Raw genomic sequence first — 16021 nt, 5'->3', positions numbered from 1 at the left:
TTGAAATATAAGGATGTGTCTTTGTGTACAATAAACGAATTTTTCTTAATAAAAAGTTACTTTTAATCTTAGTAGGATTTCCACTATTCGTATTTACTTGCTACATCATTTTTGATATTCTTCCAGTTTGGGACGTCTTAACGGGACCCGATCAATACAATGCGGAGAAAAATTATAGTTTGAGGCAACAATTTATCATTGCAAGTTTACGATGGGGAAATATTAATAATCATGCAGCTAATTTAACGGTCGTGTATCCTTTTTTGATTTTAATTGGCTTAATGAATTTCAAAGAAGATTTAATGTCTTATTTTATTATCGGGCGACACCGATTTAAAAACTATCCTGTGAAGTTGATTCAAGCCATCGTTAGTTATTCAGCTATCATTGCTCTAACCGTGACAGTGAGTCATTTGTTGACATATTTTCTTTATTCACTGATTACGCCAGTGACTCACGATATCACTTTAGAGTCAACGGCTTATATTTTTAATTTTTTATTACCAAGTGATTTCTTTGAGGGGCACCCGCTTTATTATTATTTATCCATCACATTATTGAATGATTTACCGATTATTTTTTCATTTTCGATCTTATTCTCCGTGTTTACGTTATTTACGAAAGAAAGCATATACGCTTTTATTTTGGTTCCATTGGTGTTTAGTTATCTCTATTATTTTATGAGTACGAATTTTGAGCTTCCTTATATGGATCTATCTGTTCCTTTTTTAGGCTACTATAGTAAAATTACGGAGATCTGGAAGTATACCTTTCTTCCTTTAGTGCTAGCAGGGACTGGATTCATTGGGTACTTTAAGTGGGGAACACAACATGACGTTTAAACTTAACTATTTTATGAAAAATATTGGATTAATCACAGGGATCTTGTTATTGATGACTTTTAATATACCCAACAACATTTTTTCTGATATGATCTATAACTGGGATGTTACGGTGAATAATTGGGATGTCATGCATCTCTTGCTAGGATTCTATTCGTCTTCTGTGGACGCGACTCATACTTATCTTGACTTAACAAATACGCAACAACTTTTTTTACCTGTGATTTTTCAAGTATTAGGTATCATTGCGACGATTCGATTTTTACGCTATCCGCTATCGTTTCATCTCTTTATCAAACAAAGAGCATCGAGTAAATGGGATTATTTCTTATTTTTTTTCAAGAAAATAACGTTGGATGCCGTCATTTACACTATCTCGCTAATCATAAGTTTGAGTGTGATTCTCTATACATCACCTATTCTCTCAACCGAAAGTTCTTTTAACTATCAAGAAGGAAACTTTAAATTACAACTATTTACGTATGCAGTACTGTTTTTTATCATGCTAATCGTTGCGAGTGTGTTTATTTTTATTGGGTACATACAAAATCAAGCACTGCTATTTTTGCTTATTACAGTAAGTATCTTAACAACTTTAAACGTTCTCGATCGAGTCGTCACTGCGGTGAATCTTATCCTTTTCGATGGGCAATTTTTCTTTATAGATAGTTTCTTTTTTTGGTTGGTTTTATTAATGATAGAAGTGATGTACTTAAGTCGAATGAAGATAAGACAGGAGAGTTATAATGATTAAATTGACAAATGTTTCAATTGAGATGAACAAAAGTAGTATTTTAAAAGAGATCAACCTCTCGATTATCGATGGGAAATGTTATGGTATTATTGGTCGAAATGGTTCTGGTAAATCAGTTTTATTTAAAGCCATTGCGGGTTTTATTCCAATACAAACAGGGGAAATATGGATTGATAGCCATCGAGTAATGGAAGGTACATTCTTGAATAATATGGGGATTATTATTGAAAGTCCTAATTTTATCAACCATTTTACGGCATTAGAAAACTTAACTTGTTTAGCCGAGATTCAAAGAAAAATTCATAAAGAAGAGATCTTAACTACTTTAGAAAAAGTTGGATTGGGAGAGGCGATTCATAAAAAGTATAAGTATTTTAGTTTAGGTATGAAACAACGGCTACGAATTGCGCAAGCGATTATGGAAAATCCTGACTATTATATTTTAGATGAACCGTTTAATGGCTTAGATGAGCACGGGGTACAAGAGGTCTATCAAATCATTCAAGAATTAAAGCGTTCAGGTAAAACGATTCTCTTGACAAGTCACGACGAAAAGGATATTCAAACCTTATGTGACAGTGTTTTTGAGATTAAAGGAGGTTTAATACATGAAATTTAAAACAGTTGTCTTTCTTATGATTGTATTATCAATAGTCACCGGTTGTAGTATAAAAGAAGAAATAAATGAAGCACAGCGTATCGTGTCGTTAGAAGATGAAGTCAATCGAGAACGCTTCAGTGAAGAAGATCAAGCAATTAAGGACGAGTTAATGTTGACGTCTGGCGTGTTTCAATTCAATATCTCACAGTACTTAAAGTTTATTGAAAAAGATTCTTCTATAAGCATGGAGAAGAGAAGTAACAATGGATTTGATGAGTATCGTATTATCTATGCCGGTGGTGATGTTATCGAAAATATTACTGCTAAAGTAGATGAGAATTATCCGATTTCTTATAGCGTGGATGTTATTGGGACTTCTGAAAAAATAGCGAACACCAATGTGACGCCTGCTGAATTGGCTTTTAACTTGGTGAGTAATTTCTTAATGGATGCTCAAATCACGAATAAGCCACTCGAAATGGTCATCAATTATAATCCAAAAAAACAAGGAGAGTATAAAATCACAGAGAATGTAATTTTGATTGTTGAAGAAGGTGAAGGTCAAGAAGAAGACAAAGGATTAATTTTCAAATTAATGATTACGAGAACAACAGAATAAAGAGTTGACTGTCATTCATTTTTCTAAACAAAAATTCGTGTATCAAAAATCATTTGAGATTTTCGATGCACGAATTTTTTTAGTTAATCTGTTTTAAGTTCTTTTTGTTTCTCCCATCGTTGCCAAAAGATAAAGAGGGCGATACAGCTAATGAATAGGAACAAGCCGATTAAGAAGCCTTGTGGTAAGAAGCTTAAAACAATGTTATTAGTACCGGATTCAAGAGGAATGCTGATGAATCCGCCTTGGAAGGCTTCGATGTCCACTTTTTTACCGTTGACTTTGGCACTCCAACCTTTGTCGTAAGGAATGGTTGTCACAAGTTGTTGGGCTTCTTTGACATCTACGCTGCCTTTGACTTTACGATTGCTGACGGTTAGATCGGCACTTTGTTGTTGGAGTTGATTCATTGTTCGACTGTAAGCTTCCGTATCCAGTGTTAAAACTTGTGGCGTTTGGAAGGAAACGTCTGAAGTTCCATAAAAACTTGCAGTAAACTGGAAAGTCGTCTCTTCTGGGTAATAGCCTAAGTTATAATATTGGCCGTTAATATTGATTTGTGTTTTTCGTTGCTCGCCGTTGACGGTAATCGTTACGTTCGAGCTTTTTAATTTGCCAAAGTTGGAAGGATACAAACTCAAGTAAGCTTGGCTGTTAGCGGGAACGGTGACTTCCCAAGTTATTTCTTTGGCAATATTGGGTTCAATTTCGGTAAAGGTTGTACTGTTCCCAGCATCATTGATCGTTGTATTTTTACTATTGATTACCGAGATTGGGTGGAAATTGAAGAAGTTCTCATTTAACCCACTTAGGCTATTAAAAAGCGCTGTTTGATTCCCTAGATTATCATTCTCGCTTAAGGAAACCGTTAAACTTTCTTTTGGTGCAAGAAAAGCAAGGGGTAAGGCATAATCATTTTTGTAAAGTCGATAATTCTCTTCTTCGCCGATTTTATGAAACCCGTATTTTTGCACATCTGTTTTAGAAATGAGGTACTCAATACCGACAAAACTATCCATTAATAACGTATTATTCGGATAGCGAATGTTTAAATTTGTCCCTCGCGAACGGAAGCCAAGTTTATTTAAAAGACTCGATGAATTCCGATTGCGAATGGAGGAAAAGAGACTAACACCACTATAATTGTAATTGAGGCCATCATTGGCTGAGACGGGATCTAAGTTTTCTAGTCGATAGAATCCGTCGCTCTCTGCGGCTGCCTGATTAACCAGTGTCTTAATGGGTTGATGTGGTGCGGTATACAAACTACGTGAAGCGTAATTCCAATCCTCTAAAATCCCCATCACCATACCATGTGTATTGAGTGCCATTTCGCATGAAACAAATAGTAATAAGAAAATCGTAAAGCGCTTCAAGGAGAACAGCTTGAGTTGATACAAGCTGAATAGTAAGAGATACACGATTAAGAAAACAATCGTTAATAAAAAAGATTGGACATTTAAATAAGTGTATTGATCTTTCGGAATTAAACCATAGGCGATGCTAAAAGCGATGATGAGTGTCAAAATCAAACCTAAGAAAAGCCCGTAATCGTCTTTGGTTAGTTGTTCCCAGCCGTAACCGGCGAGCATTAAGAGAAAGAACGAAAGTAAAAAAGCATAGCGGAATAAAAACATATTTGGCGCATGCATCCCATGCCAGAAAAGATTCAGTGGCACGATGTAGAAACTGGCAATCATGGTGCCGAATAAAACGAGTGAAAGTAATTTATCTTTTAAGGCGATGCGTTTTGAAACAAAATATAAAAGCACAAAGACCAATGGTAAAACACCGGCGTAAATAAAGGGGATCGAACCGTATTTGGTCGTATCATACACACCAATCATGTTTTTAATGAAGAAATCGAGTGCGCCCGTGGCTTCCGTTTTAAATTTGGTAATCTCAGTTAAGGCTTCACCGTTTGAACGCAAATCAAGAAACATCGGTAAGATCATGACCATCGACGCGCCACCAGCTAATAGGGAAGTTCCAAGATAAGGCAAGATTTGTTTTTTCCCTGTTTGCCATTGTCCGAAGACACGTAAAAAGAAATACAAGAAAGAGAAAACGCCAATCATAAAGCCCATGTAGTAATTGGATAAAAAGAGTAATAAATAACTGACGAATAAGAGAACCGGTTTTTGTTTTTCCAGTAATCGATTGATACCCCAAATCACGAGTGGAAGATAGATGAACGCATCAAGCCACATCACTAGTTCGGAGTGGGCCGTCACAAATGACATCAGCGCATAACAGACTGCTAAAGCGACATGATTCCAACGTCCAATTTTGAAGGTATGCTTGGCATAAAACCAAAAGGCTAAACCAGCACTTCCGATTTTAAGCAGTGTAATCAGATAGAGCGCATCCGGCATCCATTGATTCGGAAAAAGCAAAACAATGGGCGTAAAGAAACCACCTAAATAATAGGACATTAGTGCCCAATAATTCAGGCCAAGCGATGCATTCCAAGTGTAAAAGAAACTTTGCTTACCAAGCATCGCATTGCGAAAACTCGCATGGAAATTAGAAAACTGCGAAAAAGCATCACTGGCTAACACACTGCGGCTACTGCCAGGATAAATCCCCATCGTTAAATAAATCAATGCCATGATCCCAAAAGGAATGAAAAAACTTGCCAGTAAATAGCGTTTATTTTCTTTGATAAATGGTCGAATCTGTTGCAAAGAAAGACCTCCTTTAAAACAATTTTTGTCTTGTCACTATTTTACCATAGACGAAAGCAAAGGAAGAAAGAAAACCAAAAAAACTGCTGAGGAAGGCAGTTTTTTATTTACGTTCCTTTATTTGAAAGGAAAACTTTTTAAGCTAGTGTACATGTGTGGAGTAGTGCTCTGTATAGTAGTTTTTCATCGCTTGTTCATCAAGGAAATCAAAAATTTGTATCGCTTGCTGCATTTTTAATTTCCCAGTATCATCATTTTTTTTGTATTCAAAATAGCCTCGGGTATATAAAAAAACAGTCTGTTCATAGTAGTTCAATTCATTTTCCAATAAAATTGATATTTCATTGATTAGATAGTCACAATGATCGAAATGGGTAGAGTCGATACTAGAGATTAAGCAATTAATAGCCAGTTGGCTTACTAGTCTTTTATTTGTTTTATTAGAAGTAGAATAAATATAGTTTGCTAACATTTCTTTTGTTAGTAAAAATAATGAGGAATACTCAATCGTTCGGACACAGTTCCCGAGTAAAATTATTTCATAATAGCCCCAAATTTGGATTTTAAAAAGATAATCCATTAGATCAAGTAATTCAGTATCGTTCGGTTTAATAGAAGGATCAATCGTATAAATAATGGATTTGATCATCGTACTTTCAAGGGGGTGAATTGGATAAGGAGAAGAATCCAGTAATAATTCCTTCAGTTTATCAAATTCTTTCAAAGTATACTTATTCCGAATATCGTTCATTAAAGTCATGAAGTTTAATGTATCCTCATGTTCGTTATTGTGTGCAATCAAAAATTCATCTAAAGAAATATTTAGCTTATTTAATAGATGAATCAGTCGAATACATGAGATTTCTGATTCTCCTCGCTCAAACCTTGAAATTTGAGACTTAGAAAGAGAATCGTCTGCAAGAGAAGAGAGGCTGACTTGTTTTCCTACTCGAATTTTCCGTAAAGTTCTCCCTAAAGATGATTTCAAAAAAATTCCCACTTTCCCAACGAAAAACGTGTTGTTTAGAATCTATTATACAATAAGTTTAAATAAATGAGGGGGATAAAATTATTATGAACTTTCTTTTTGATATTGAAACAATTCCAACTTTAATAAGAGATATTATTATTATTGTAGGTGGGTAAAAACAGATTATTTAATAAAATTTAAAGTTATTTGACGGCGTGAAAATGTTGTTTTAAATAAAATATATCACATAAGGAGGAGTAAATAAAAGACGTCATTGGTTTGTTCGTACTCAAGAAATAGTGACTGTAAGAAATCGGGTGTTAGTGTTCGCTCATAGTGTCGAGTGTGAGGTTCTTTTGAGAATATTTGTTTTTTAGTCGGGGCACCATCATTTATTAAGAGTTGAAATTCATTGGGTGTGATATTTAAGCGGTTTAAATAATGAAATAATAGTTCAGAAGAAAGCAGTGTGTTGCGATTTTCAAAAGATGATAAAGTACTTCTAGAAGAGATACCTTGGACCAAAGTTTCTTGAGAAATGTTTCTTTCTTTACGTAGCTTCTGAAATAGTTGTCCTTGTTTCATTTTAGAAAACCCCTCTTTTTTCCGACGTATTTTCAGTCAAATTCAACTTGTTTTGATTGAAACATGTATAATTGGAGTTGAAAATAATCAATTATTTTTAGGTAGTATTGTTTACTTCTAAATATATTGTCCGGAGGAGGAGGGGAAGTGGATGAGATTATGTTTCCTTATGGGGAGTGGCAGAACATTCCTGTAAGGGGATAAGAAATATTCTACAGATTCTCAAAATTGCAAGTCTAGATATCGCATTAGAGATTAAAAAAATCCTTATTAAAAATAGTAGGTAGTAAACTTAAATAATGGAGGTTAATTGTATGAAAAAACTAATGAAAGTAGCTCTATTAGGCATAACATTGTTAACTGTACCAAGTGTTACATATGCGGCAACATATTTATCAGCATTTTCTTTAAGTTTACCGGGATTAAATCAAAGTGTTTCAACCGGATTAGGTCAATCAAAGGCCACTAGTGGGGCTAACGGACAAATCCTTGTTACAGTATCGAAGCAGAAATTTGATGCTAAACAAACAGATGAACAAGGAAATAGTGGTGATTGGAGAAAACAAATAAGTAAGGGAGATACTGCAGGCCTACCAGGTAATTCGAAGCAATTAAAAGGAGATAAAATGAAATTAACTATCTCTTCTAATTGGAATGCGACAACCGACAGTAAAAATGGTAGTTGGAAAAGTAATTAGCTAAATAAATAATAACACTACCCATTATTTTTAGTAAGGAGATCATTCAATGCAAAAACATGTAATCGATGCTTTTAAAGAACTGAAAGTAATATTTGTCATGATATTCATCGTGTATTTGTTTTTTCAAATACTGAATATGACTATTATAGGCTCCAACTCTGCAATTTCACAAGGGATTGAATTATGGGTTTATTCAATGGATATCATTGATTTTTTGTCCCCATTATTCTTAACAGCACCTTTTGTTTGGGGTTTGTATTATAAGAAAAAAAGTCGTTTTCTAGAGTATGTTAGCGTCAGAATAAACTTTAAAAAGTATTTATTCACTCAAATAATGGCTATTGTAATGGCTGTATTCATTTTAGTATTTTTGGTCAATTTCATTGCGATTTTATTGGCGATATTTATCATTCCTTTTAATGTCGATACGGATCCTTCACTTTTTCAAATACCATTTCTTCCATTCGCTTACCGTACCGACTCGATACTGATATTTTCAGTTGGTGCTAGTTTATGGAAAGCATTTATTGCAGGGGTGCTGGTCTTTTCAGCTAGTGTGTTAGCCTTAACCGTTCATAATTTATTTATTGTATTATTCGGTGTGTTCGCATATGTTATTGTTGAAAATATTCTAACTGCCAGTATTGGCTTCGATGAATATAGTATTGCGACGAGTAATATTTTAGGGAGGTTAAATGATGAGTATTATACAATGTTTAATATGTTCGTGGGTCCAATAACGCTCCTAATAGTAACCTTTATATGGGGTGCAATCTACTTGAAACGGGAGAGAAGTTAGTATGATTCGCTATTTCTTTAAAATGTATCAAGAACAATTGTATAGTAGACGTCTTTTTTTATTTTTAGTAATAACCTCTCTTTATCTTTCGTTAGTAATTAATCCGGAATTAGAGGCTCCTCTTTGGCGCTTAGTACAGATACAAAATAGTTTTTATCTATTATTATTATTATTACCAATGTATTCAGTACTCTTTTTCCCCTTGTTCTTTAGAGAGCAAGAGTTATTAAAAATAAGAGCAGTTACAAAGAAACGTTATTTTTTTGCAAATTTACTTAATGTTATTTCGTTCAATATAATTTTGATAATACTTGTTTTTGTAATTATTAGTTGGATATCAATTTTATTTCTTCAAAATAATAGTCCCGAAATTAACGCCCAAAATATTGCTATTTTAAATAATAGTGCGCTCTCTGTATTTGAATCAATTAATTTAGCTGCAGTTATTTCTGGGCTATATATGCTTGTTAATTTTTCAGTAATCATTTCGATAATTGTTCTATTAGGTTATCTGAAAGGTAGGATTGTAGGATATATTTCATATGTTATCTTTTATTTTTTAATGATGTGGTCTAGTCGGACTGCTTTTTTCGAATCATTTTCTGGAGAGTATGCTATTTTTGATTTAAGTACATACTTGATACTACCGATATCGAATATTCATGAAGCACAGACACCGGTATTGCAGTATTTATTCTTTAAATGGGCAATTTTACTTGCTGTCTTTTTTTCGATCATGCTATTTTATATTCCACCAAAGAATTTGTTTAAGATTCGGTATTTTGATCGATTGTTTATTTCGAGAAAAATAATCATCACGTCGATTTTATTTTTGATTATATATTTCAAATTGTTCTCAAGCTACTATAGCGAAGCAGGGATTCAACGATTTTTTGCAATGTATCACTATGGCTCTTTGACGCCAATTCCATTTTTATGGCTCATTTGTTACTTTTTATTTCTCCCTTTTATATTATCAATACGTTTTTCGGAGTTAGAAGAAAATATTGATTCACTAATTGTTCGACACTATCGTATAAAATATTGGCGAATAAAATGTCTTAAAACGGTCTATCGCTACCTCGCTGTTTACTTTATGTTAACGAGTATTTTTTTATCTGTGACTATGCTGCTAACAGGTCATTCATTTTATCTGAACGAGCTAATATCATTATTATTTATTTTTTTGGAACTAATATTGATTACAACGAGCTATTTAATGTTTTATTTTATATTAAAACAGACAAGTGTTTCATTTTTATTATGTCTTACAGGTTATTTATTTTTATTGTTCCCATTTGATTGGACTAAATGGCTTCCATTTGGACTATCTTCAACTACTAGGATCAATGAGGTTGGTTACGGAAAAAGTATCCTTATTTTTGGAACAATTCTATTGTTAGAAATTTGGATTATTAGCAGAGGAAAGCAAAGGAATGGGTATGGAAAGGAATGAGTTTGTTGCTGAATATTGTATTAGAACATGTTGAAAAGCGTTTTAAAGGGAAAACTATTTTTGAAGATTTAAATTTCCAAGTAGATAAAGGCCAGACAATTGGGATTTTGGGTGCTAATGGTGTGGGGAAATCTGTTCTTTTTAAATTAATTTGTGGACTTGAACGCCCAAATCAAGGGAGAGTACTTGTTAACAATGTTGAAGTTGGAAGAGAAGAAGATTTCCCGAGAGATGTTGGGATTTTGATTAATGAGCCAGCATTTATCCCTATTTACAGTGGTTTAAAGAACTTAATGCTTTTAGCTGAAATTAACAATACTGTTGATGAGAAAACAGTAAAAAGTTATATGAAGTCTGTCGGGTTAGACCCAGAAAATCAAACAAAAGTACAAAATTATTCTCTTGGAATGAAAAAAAAGCTAGCAATTTGCCAAGCAATCATGGAAAATCAATCCATTATTTTGTTAGATGAACCTTTTAACGGACTCGATTTTTCTTCTGTATTGGAAGTGAAAAAAATCTTAGGAGAACTGATTCAAGAAGGGAAAACCATTTTACTCACCAGTCATCATCAGCAGGATTTAGATGCTATTTGTGACGAACTTTATATAATAGATGATTATCATCTGAAAATATTAACAGATGAAATCAGAAACGAGTATTTCCAATGAAAGTAAACAACGAAATTTCTGCCATCTAAGAAGTTTTGTTGTTTTTCTATATTTACGAGACACATTTTATCAAATGTCATGACTTAATGCTAAACTTAACTCGAGCAAATGTTTATTGTACGAATACTATTTTATAAAGATTTATTTGTCAAATTAAGCGAGACAACTGCTCTTCATTTACATAACTCAAAAAGACTTCCAATGGTGTCTGGTAGTTCAGTGATTTTCTGGGTATATGATTTCTTTTTGAAGCCACAGAGGAGATGAAATCCTGATTGACTTGATTGAAATCCATTTCTTTCGGTAGGCCATCTTTTCGAAGGAGACCATTTGAGTGTTCGTTTAAACCTCGTTGTGATGGTGTTCCTGGGTCTGCGAAATAAATAGCTATATCATTCGTATTACTGATATTCTTCCAATTTGAGAACTCTTTACCACAATCGAAAGTAATCGATTTAAAGAGATTTTTAGGAACCGATTGAAACCAAGTATTCGTTGCTTTTTCAATATCGATTGCTTTACGACCTTCAGGTTTCAAAGCAATAATGACTTTTGAAAGGCGTTCAACGAGGGGGATGACGGCACTTTTATGATGAACACCAACAATCGTATCGCCTTCTAAATGTCCGAACTCTGTTTCAAAAGAAGCTTGATCCGTTTCTCGTTCAGCGATATTTCGTTTGAATGCTTGTTTTCCACGACGTTCTTGATGGCCGTTTGTTTTTCGTTTCCCTTGCATAGGTAACTTGTTTTGATCAAACTCACCATTCTTAAAACGACGATATAAGGTACGAACGGAACATGAACTCGAAAAGTCACCTCGTCCGACAATCACATCGGGGGTCCAGCCTCGACTTGTCTTGTCTTCGATGTATTCCTTTTCTTCTTTGGGTATTTCAATCGGCTTTCTTCCACAACGTTTTTTATTTTTCTTATACTGTTCGAGGTATTCGAGAGCCGTTTTTCCTTGTTTAAGAAAATGATAGACATTGTAAATCGCCTGTCTGCCACGCTTGAGTTTCTTGGAAACAATCGCAACGGGTGTTTCTTGATGAAAATATGCCTCTATAATTACGAGTTCATTTGGTGTAAGATGAGTATAGGTCATTTATGTTCACTCTTCCTGTATTCTTTCGACGGAATTACAATTTGAGTGTAACATAAATGACTTTTTTATTTGTCTCGCTTAATTTTACAATCGGCGTGGTATAAATATATCATAAATATGTTAGAGATAACGCTTTCGACCCTGAAAGGTCGAAAATCATGCCTGAACGTTTAAAATATGGCATTTTATAGGTCATTCAGATTTCCTTGTGGCTCCTTTTCGTAGTCATGTAAAAAAATAAGTGTATAGAGAGTGTTCCTCTATACACTTATTTATGGATAGACTTGGTCTAATACAAATATCTAATTAATCGATTTACTTTTAAGGCAAATAAATAATTTGATCAAATTTATGTTTGTTTTCTTCATATAAATGATGTGTAACTATTATAACAGTCGAATCTGGATCTTCTAAAAATGAATTTTCTAATAATAGGGCTGTTTTTTTATCTAAATTTGCAGTACTTTCATCAAGTAGAACAAGTTTATCAGTCTCTATTACCGAACGAGCTAATGCAATACGTTGTTTTTGTCCTCCAGATAAATTATTTCCATTTTCCTGAAGCATACAATCCTGATTAATATACGAATTTATTTCTAGTTTTTCTAAACTTTCAATTGCATCATTAGCTTTTAAATCATCCCACAGAGTAATATTATTTAATACTGTATCATTAAATAAATGTGGATTTTGTGAGGTATACGCAGTAATACTTGATAATCTTCTTATATCTGTCTCCGAAATTTTTTTTCCATCTACTATAATCTCACCTTCGAAATTTTGAATTCTTCCTGATAAAATATTTAGGAGAGTTGATTTACCAGAACCACTATCACCAACTACGGCATATTTTTTTCCTATTTCCAATTTTAAATTTAGATTTTTAAGGATGGATTTATCTCCGATATTGTAATTAATATTCTTTAACTCAATCGATTTTTCTAAACATAAAGGTTCATCTTTTATATTAGTATTTATTTCAAATTTTTGAAATTTATCAAAGTATGCATCTACAGATTTTCTCATCATTGAACTACTACTACCCAGCGAAATTGAATTAAAAATTGCAGATGCCAAACTACCTGTTGTACTAAGTGCACCAATTGAGACAAGGTTCAATCCAGCAAGAATTCCTGTATAAGTCACAACTGCAACTTGGCTAAAAATGTTAACAATACCTATAAACCCCTCGGCAGATTTGCTCACCTTAATAAAATGAACTTTTTCCTTACCTAGATACTCAGACGCATTTCTAATCAATGGGATTATATTATTTACTTTATTATATCCAAAAAAAGTAGTATAACCTGAAACTACATCTTGTGTTTTAGAAAGAAATACCTCGTTAGCTTTAGACATCTCATTAGTTGATTTAGCCATTTTTTTCTCAAATAATACAGGGAATTTCATTAGTATTCCCATTAAAATCAATGTAAGTAAAATCAATGAGTAATGATATGAAATCAATGCGATTGCTGACAACCCAGCTTGAAAAATACAGTCCCAGAAAACATAATACTGTTTAATTCCTTTGTCTTCAATTTGTTGTAAATCATTATTAAACCAGGATACAAAAGTCGCTTCATTTTTATTAATAAAATTTTCATATGTGGTTGTTGATATCCTGTTAGCAAGATCTTCTCGAATATCTGCAGAAATTTTTTGTGTTATCTTTTCTTCAAAGATTCCTTTAAAATAATTAAGTATAAATAAAAGTCCCCATAATGATAAACTTAGTATATTCCATAATAGAAAGTTTATAACTTTACTTTTTATTAGTTCATTTATAGCGAATGTATGGATAATCGCAGAAAATACTTGAAGAGCTGCAATAAGGAATCCCAGTAGTAAAATCCAAATATTATTTTTCTTATATTTTCTAATATATGTCTTTAACATTTTTAATCTCCTCTTTTATAAATATTTTGACTCCAGGTACTTTAGCTAGATAGTATAGATACTCCATCTGAGTATCTTCATCCTTATTATCAAACTGTTCTAATAAGTTATTAATTTTTTGAAATATTTTTTTCATGACATAGCTCTCCTTTAATATATTTATTATATTTGTATAGAAAATAATTTATTCCTTCAGTACCAAAAGAAAAGGAATTTGATTTTTCTTTTGATAAATTCACTATCAAGTTCTTCTTTTTATTTGTAGAAATCAAATACTTTGTTTGCTTAGTTACTTTATATGCTTCTAATAAAGTATCTGCAATTCCCGACAATCCATTAGAATAACAAAACTCTTTTGGAAAGTTTCGGTCAATAGCATCCAATACCTTTTCAAGCATAAGGAAAAGACTATTATCAAAGTCATACATTAAATACTTCATAATTGCTTTAGCAAATCCTGCAGAATGATATATGTATGGGATTGCATTTTTATTTTCATCCTCGACTAAATTAAACTTACCCAAATATGTATCACTAAAACATTTAATTTTTTCTTTTATCATCGTTAGATACTTAATGTCATTAGTTTTAACTAATAAGTATATATATATATATATTTCCTCTAATCTCCCGCCATCCAATGACGGTCCTACGAACTCTTTACTTGAAATTATTCTATTTATCTCTATCAAATTGTCTTCTTCAAAAAGTTTTTCCAAAATTGATAATTCAATATTTAATATTTTTTTATCTATATAATTGTCACAATATATAAGTAAAGATAATCCAAAGCTATCAATACTTACGATTTTCCCTTCATTAAATACGATTGGTTTATTAATCGATATATCTTCAAATTCATCTAAATTATATTTATAAGGATATTCAATTCTCTCTATCAACTCACTTAATTCATCAATGTTATTATAATTACCAGAGATCATTAATTTAATCATTTGGAATAGATTAGGATCTATTCTGTATAATTTACAAAAATATAAAAAAGAGCTTAATGCTTGTTCTCCACTTGTGTCTTTTTTTAATAGTGAATTCGAATTGCTCAATATACTCATTAATAAATATCCTAACTTATGTGTGTCTTTCTTAAAATCTAATAGTTTCTCTTTTTTATTATCTTCAAAATATTGGTTAGCAATATCAAATCTTACAGATACATTTTCATCTAAGAAATATGCATCTTCTAGATCAATAAAAATTGGTCTAAAATCAGCTGTAATTAAAATATTATTTTCCGATATATCATTAATGACCAGACCAACAGATTGAATTTTTTTTAATGCCACTAATAAGTTTCTAGTAAATAATAAAAAAACTTGAATTTTCTTTTTATTTACTAAATGATCAGTTTCTTTTTCCATAACTAATGTATGTTTTTGAGTAAATTCAGATATTGTTGAGCCTTCAATTTTTTCAACTTCTATAAAATAGTGCTCCCATTCATAAAACTTTGAATTAAGTTTCGGAGTTAACTTCAAGTACTCAATTTTTTCAAAAATTGCAGCTTCACGTTTTCTACAACTGATACTTGTATTATCAGTTGAAATTCCAATATATGGACGAGCTTCCTTTAAAATAACGTTTTTTTGTTTTTTTAAATTGAATGCTTTGTATATCCCCCCTCCATTACTAAAATGAATAGCCTCAATATCCTTATAATTAGTAGTTAGAATATTTTCAGTAGAGTCATTCAAATTTGATAGAGTATTTTCCTCTAAAGGGTCATTCACATATTTTGGTTGGATATAGAACGGAACCCTTTTATCTTCCAATTCTCCTTCTGGAAATTTCATAATATTATTATCAATTTTAGAAGTGATAATTCCATATCTATAGTATATGACCTTCGAATCTAAGTATCTTTTATCGGATAAAATATATGGGCCATTATATTTCTTTAATAATGGATACAATTCTCTTACTATCTTTGTAAATTCTACTTTGTTAAAAGGATAGATCGTCATAAATTTACCTGATTCACTGCGATTAGCATTCTTTGAAAGTAGCCATTGTAAGACTTCTTGACTATTAACAAACTTAAATGATATATCATTTTTAAAACAATAATTACTGACTTTTTCTAATATGTCATTAAAATTGTCATGAAAGCATGAGATGTGTATTTTCCATCCATGATTTTGAAATATTCGAATGAAAGGATCCCAACTTGTGTGATATTTACTTTTAGAAAGTACTCCAACATCTGGATAAAGGTTAATATTTTCTTTGAATTTAAATTTCATTTAGGTAACTCCCTTATCTTTATAATATTGTAAGTCTAACAAAAGAAACGTATAATTAAGAAAATATA

The 16021-nt window shown here is 32.1% G+C and carries 15 protein-coding genes; 8 read left to right on the top strand and 7 right to left on the bottom strand.

Features of this window, described 5'->3' with window-relative positions; translation table 11 throughout:
* The first annotated feature begins 23 nt into the window (after positions 1 to 23).
* From IGI68_RS03415 to IGI68_RS03400, 4 genes are read left to right on the top strand one after another with little or no spacing between them, the layout of a single operon-like run.
* Positions 24 to 842: a hypothetical protein gene (locus IGI68_RS03415; RefSeq protein WP_438730530.1), complete on the top strand. Its 819-nt coding sequence runs from the start codon at positions 24 to 26 to the stop codon at positions 840 to 842.
* The gene (locus tag IGI68_RS03410; protein ID WP_438730527.1) at positions 832 to 1596 is read left to right on the top strand and encodes a hypothetical protein; all 765 of its coding nucleotides are present in this window, start codon (positions 832 to 834) and stop codon (positions 1594 to 1596) included. The genes IGI68_RS03415 and IGI68_RS03410 overlap by 11 nt, the downstream gene beginning before the upstream one ends.
* A complete protein-coding gene (locus IGI68_RS03405) occupies positions 1589 to 2215 on the top strand; it encodes an ABC transporter ATP-binding protein (RefSeq protein ID WP_273232448.1) in 627 nt (208 codons plus the stop codon). The genes IGI68_RS03410 and IGI68_RS03405 overlap by 8 nt, the downstream gene beginning before the upstream one ends.
* Positions 2205 to 2816 carry a hypothetical protein gene (locus IGI68_RS03400; RefSeq protein WP_273232450.1) on the top strand — a complete coding sequence of 204 codons (612 nt, stop codon included), beginning with the start codon at positions 2205 to 2207 and terminating at the stop codon, positions 2814 to 2816. Before IGI68_RS03405 ends, IGI68_RS03400 begins: the two co-directional genes overlap by 11 nt.
* A gap of 83 nt (positions 2817 to 2899) precedes the next feature.
* Here IGI68_RS03400 and IGI68_RS03395 read toward each other — a convergent pair whose 3' ends face one another.
* From IGI68_RS03395 to IGI68_RS03385, 3 genes are all read right to left on the bottom strand, one after another.
* On the bottom strand, positions 2900 to 5503 hold the full coding sequence (locus tag IGI68_RS03395; protein ID WP_438730520.1) for a YfhO family protein: 2604 nt from the start codon (positions 5501 to 5503) through the stop codon (positions 2900 to 2902).
* A 142-nt stretch (positions 5504 to 5645) separates the two neighbouring features.
* Complete coding sequence (locus tag IGI68_RS03390; RefSeq protein WP_438730517.1) at positions 5646 to 6491, bottom strand: helix-turn-helix domain-containing protein; 846 nt, start codon at positions 6489 to 6491, stop codon at positions 5646 to 5648.
* 225 nt (positions 6492 to 6716) lie between these two features.
* Positions 6717 to 7058 (bottom strand): helix-turn-helix transcriptional regulator, encoded by a 342-nt coding sequence (locus IGI68_RS03385; RefSeq protein ID WP_273232304.1) that lies wholly within the window; start codon positions 7056 to 7058, stop codon positions 6717 to 6719.
* Positions 7059 to 7372: 314 nt separating this feature from the next.
* Between IGI68_RS03385 and IGI68_RS03380 the strand changes: the two genes are divergently transcribed.
* Genes IGI68_RS03380 through IGI68_RS03365 form a run of 4 tightly spaced genes read left to right on the top strand, consistent with a single transcriptional unit; the run spans position 7373 to position 10685 of the window.
* Entirely contained in the window at positions 7373 to 7756 is a 384-nt protein-coding gene (locus IGI68_RS03380; RefSeq protein ID WP_438730514.1) for a hypothetical protein, read from the top strand.
* Between the two features lie 49 nt (positions 7757 to 7805).
* The gene (locus IGI68_RS03375; RefSeq protein WP_438730511.1) at positions 7806 to 8558 is read left to right on the top strand and encodes a hypothetical protein; all 753 of its coding nucleotides are present in this window, start codon (positions 7806 to 7808) and stop codon (positions 8556 to 8558) included.
* A 1-nt stretch (position 8559) separates the two neighbouring features.
* On the top strand, positions 8560 to 10014 hold the full coding sequence (locus IGI68_RS03370) for a hypothetical protein (protein WP_273232297.1): 1455 nt from the start codon (positions 8560 to 8562) through the stop codon (positions 10012 to 10014).
* Positions 10015 to 10019: 5 nt separating this feature from the next.
* Positions 10020 to 10685: an ATP-binding cassette domain-containing protein gene (locus IGI68_RS03365; RefSeq protein WP_273232296.1), complete on the top strand. Its 666-nt coding sequence runs from the start codon at positions 10020 to 10022 to the stop codon at positions 10683 to 10685.
* Positions 10686 to 10833: 148 nt separating this feature from the next.
* On the opposite strand, the gene IGI68_RS03360 is transcribed toward IGI68_RS03365, so the two are convergent.
* The 4 genes from IGI68_RS03360 to IGI68_RS03345 all read right to left on the bottom strand — a co-directional run bounded on the left by IGI68_RS03360 (position 10834) and on the right by IGI68_RS03345 (position 15953).
* Positions 10834 to 11793: an IS30 family transposase gene (locus tag IGI68_RS03360; protein WP_438730506.1), complete on the bottom strand. Its 960-nt coding sequence runs from the start codon at positions 11791 to 11793 to the stop codon at positions 10834 to 10836.
* 321 nt (positions 11794 to 12114) lie between these two features.
* A complete protein-coding gene (locus tag IGI68_RS03355; protein WP_438730503.1) occupies positions 12115 to 13692 on the bottom strand; it encodes an ATP-binding cassette domain-containing protein in 1578 nt (525 codons plus the stop codon).
* Positions 13673 to 13828, bottom strand: coding sequence for a hypothetical protein (locus tag IGI68_RS03350; protein ID WP_438730500.1), 156 nt, complete (start codon positions 13826 to 13828; stop codon positions 13673 to 13675). Before IGI68_RS03350 ends, IGI68_RS03355 begins: the two co-directional genes overlap by 20 nt.
* Positions 13803 to 15953: a hypothetical protein gene (locus tag IGI68_RS03345; RefSeq protein ID WP_438730497.1), complete on the bottom strand. Its 2151-nt coding sequence runs from the start codon at positions 15951 to 15953 to the stop codon at positions 13803 to 13805. The genes IGI68_RS03350 and IGI68_RS03345 overlap by 26 nt, the downstream gene beginning before the upstream one ends.
* Positions 15954 to 16021: the final 68 nt, after the last annotated feature.

The sequence above is a fragment of the Enterococcus sp. DIV1314a genome (assembly GCF_051713805.1).
In the GTDB taxonomy this organism is placed as follows: domain Bacteria; phylum Bacillota; class Bacilli; order Lactobacillales; family Enterococcaceae; genus Enterococcus_I; species Enterococcus_I aquimarinus.
The sequence above is the reverse complement of the archived record's forward strand: the minus strand, read 5'-3'. Positions and strand labels throughout refer to the sequence as shown.

Bases quoted from the DNA above. Each gene is read 5' to 3' on its own strand.
- IGI68_RS03410 (WP_438730527.1), top strand. From the start codon at position 832: ATGACGTTTAAACTTAACTATTTTATGAAAAATATTGGATTAATCACA.
- IGI68_RS03405 (WP_273232448.1), top strand. From the start codon at position 1,589: ATGATTAAATTGACAAATGTTTCAATTGAGATGAACAAAAGTAGTATT.
- IGI68_RS03400 (WP_273232450.1), top strand. From the start codon at position 2,205: ATGAAATTTAAAACAGTTGTCTTTCTTATGATTGTATTATCAATAGTC.
- IGI68_RS03385 (WP_273232304.1), bottom strand. From the start codon at position 7,058: ATGAAACAAGGACAACTATTTCAGAAGCTACGTAAAGAAAGAAACATT.
- IGI68_RS03380 (WP_438730514.1), top strand. From the start codon at position 7,373: ATGAAAAAACTAATGAAAGTAGCTCTATTAGGCATAACATTGTTAACT.
- IGI68_RS03375 (WP_438730511.1), top strand. From the start codon at position 7,806: ATGCAAAAACATGTAATCGATGCTTTTAAAGAACTGAAAGTAATATTT.
- IGI68_RS03370 (WP_273232297.1), top strand. From the start codon at position 8,560: ATGATTCGCTATTTCTTTAAAATGTATCAAGAACAATTGTATAGTAGA.
- IGI68_RS03360 (WP_438730506.1), bottom strand. From the start codon at position 11,793: ATGACCTATACTCATCTTACACCAAATGAACTCGTAATTATAGAGGCA.
- IGI68_RS03355 (WP_438730503.1), bottom strand. From the start codon at position 13,692: ATGTTAAAGACATATATTAGAAAATATAAGAAAAATAATATTTGGATT.
- IGI68_RS03350 (WP_438730500.1), bottom strand. From the start codon at position 13,828: ATGAAAAAAATATTTCAAAAAATTAATAACTTATTAGAACAGTTTGAT.
- IGI68_RS03345 (WP_438730497.1), bottom strand. From the start codon at position 15,953: ATGAAATTTAAATTCAAAGAAAATATTAACCTTTATCCAGATGTTGGA.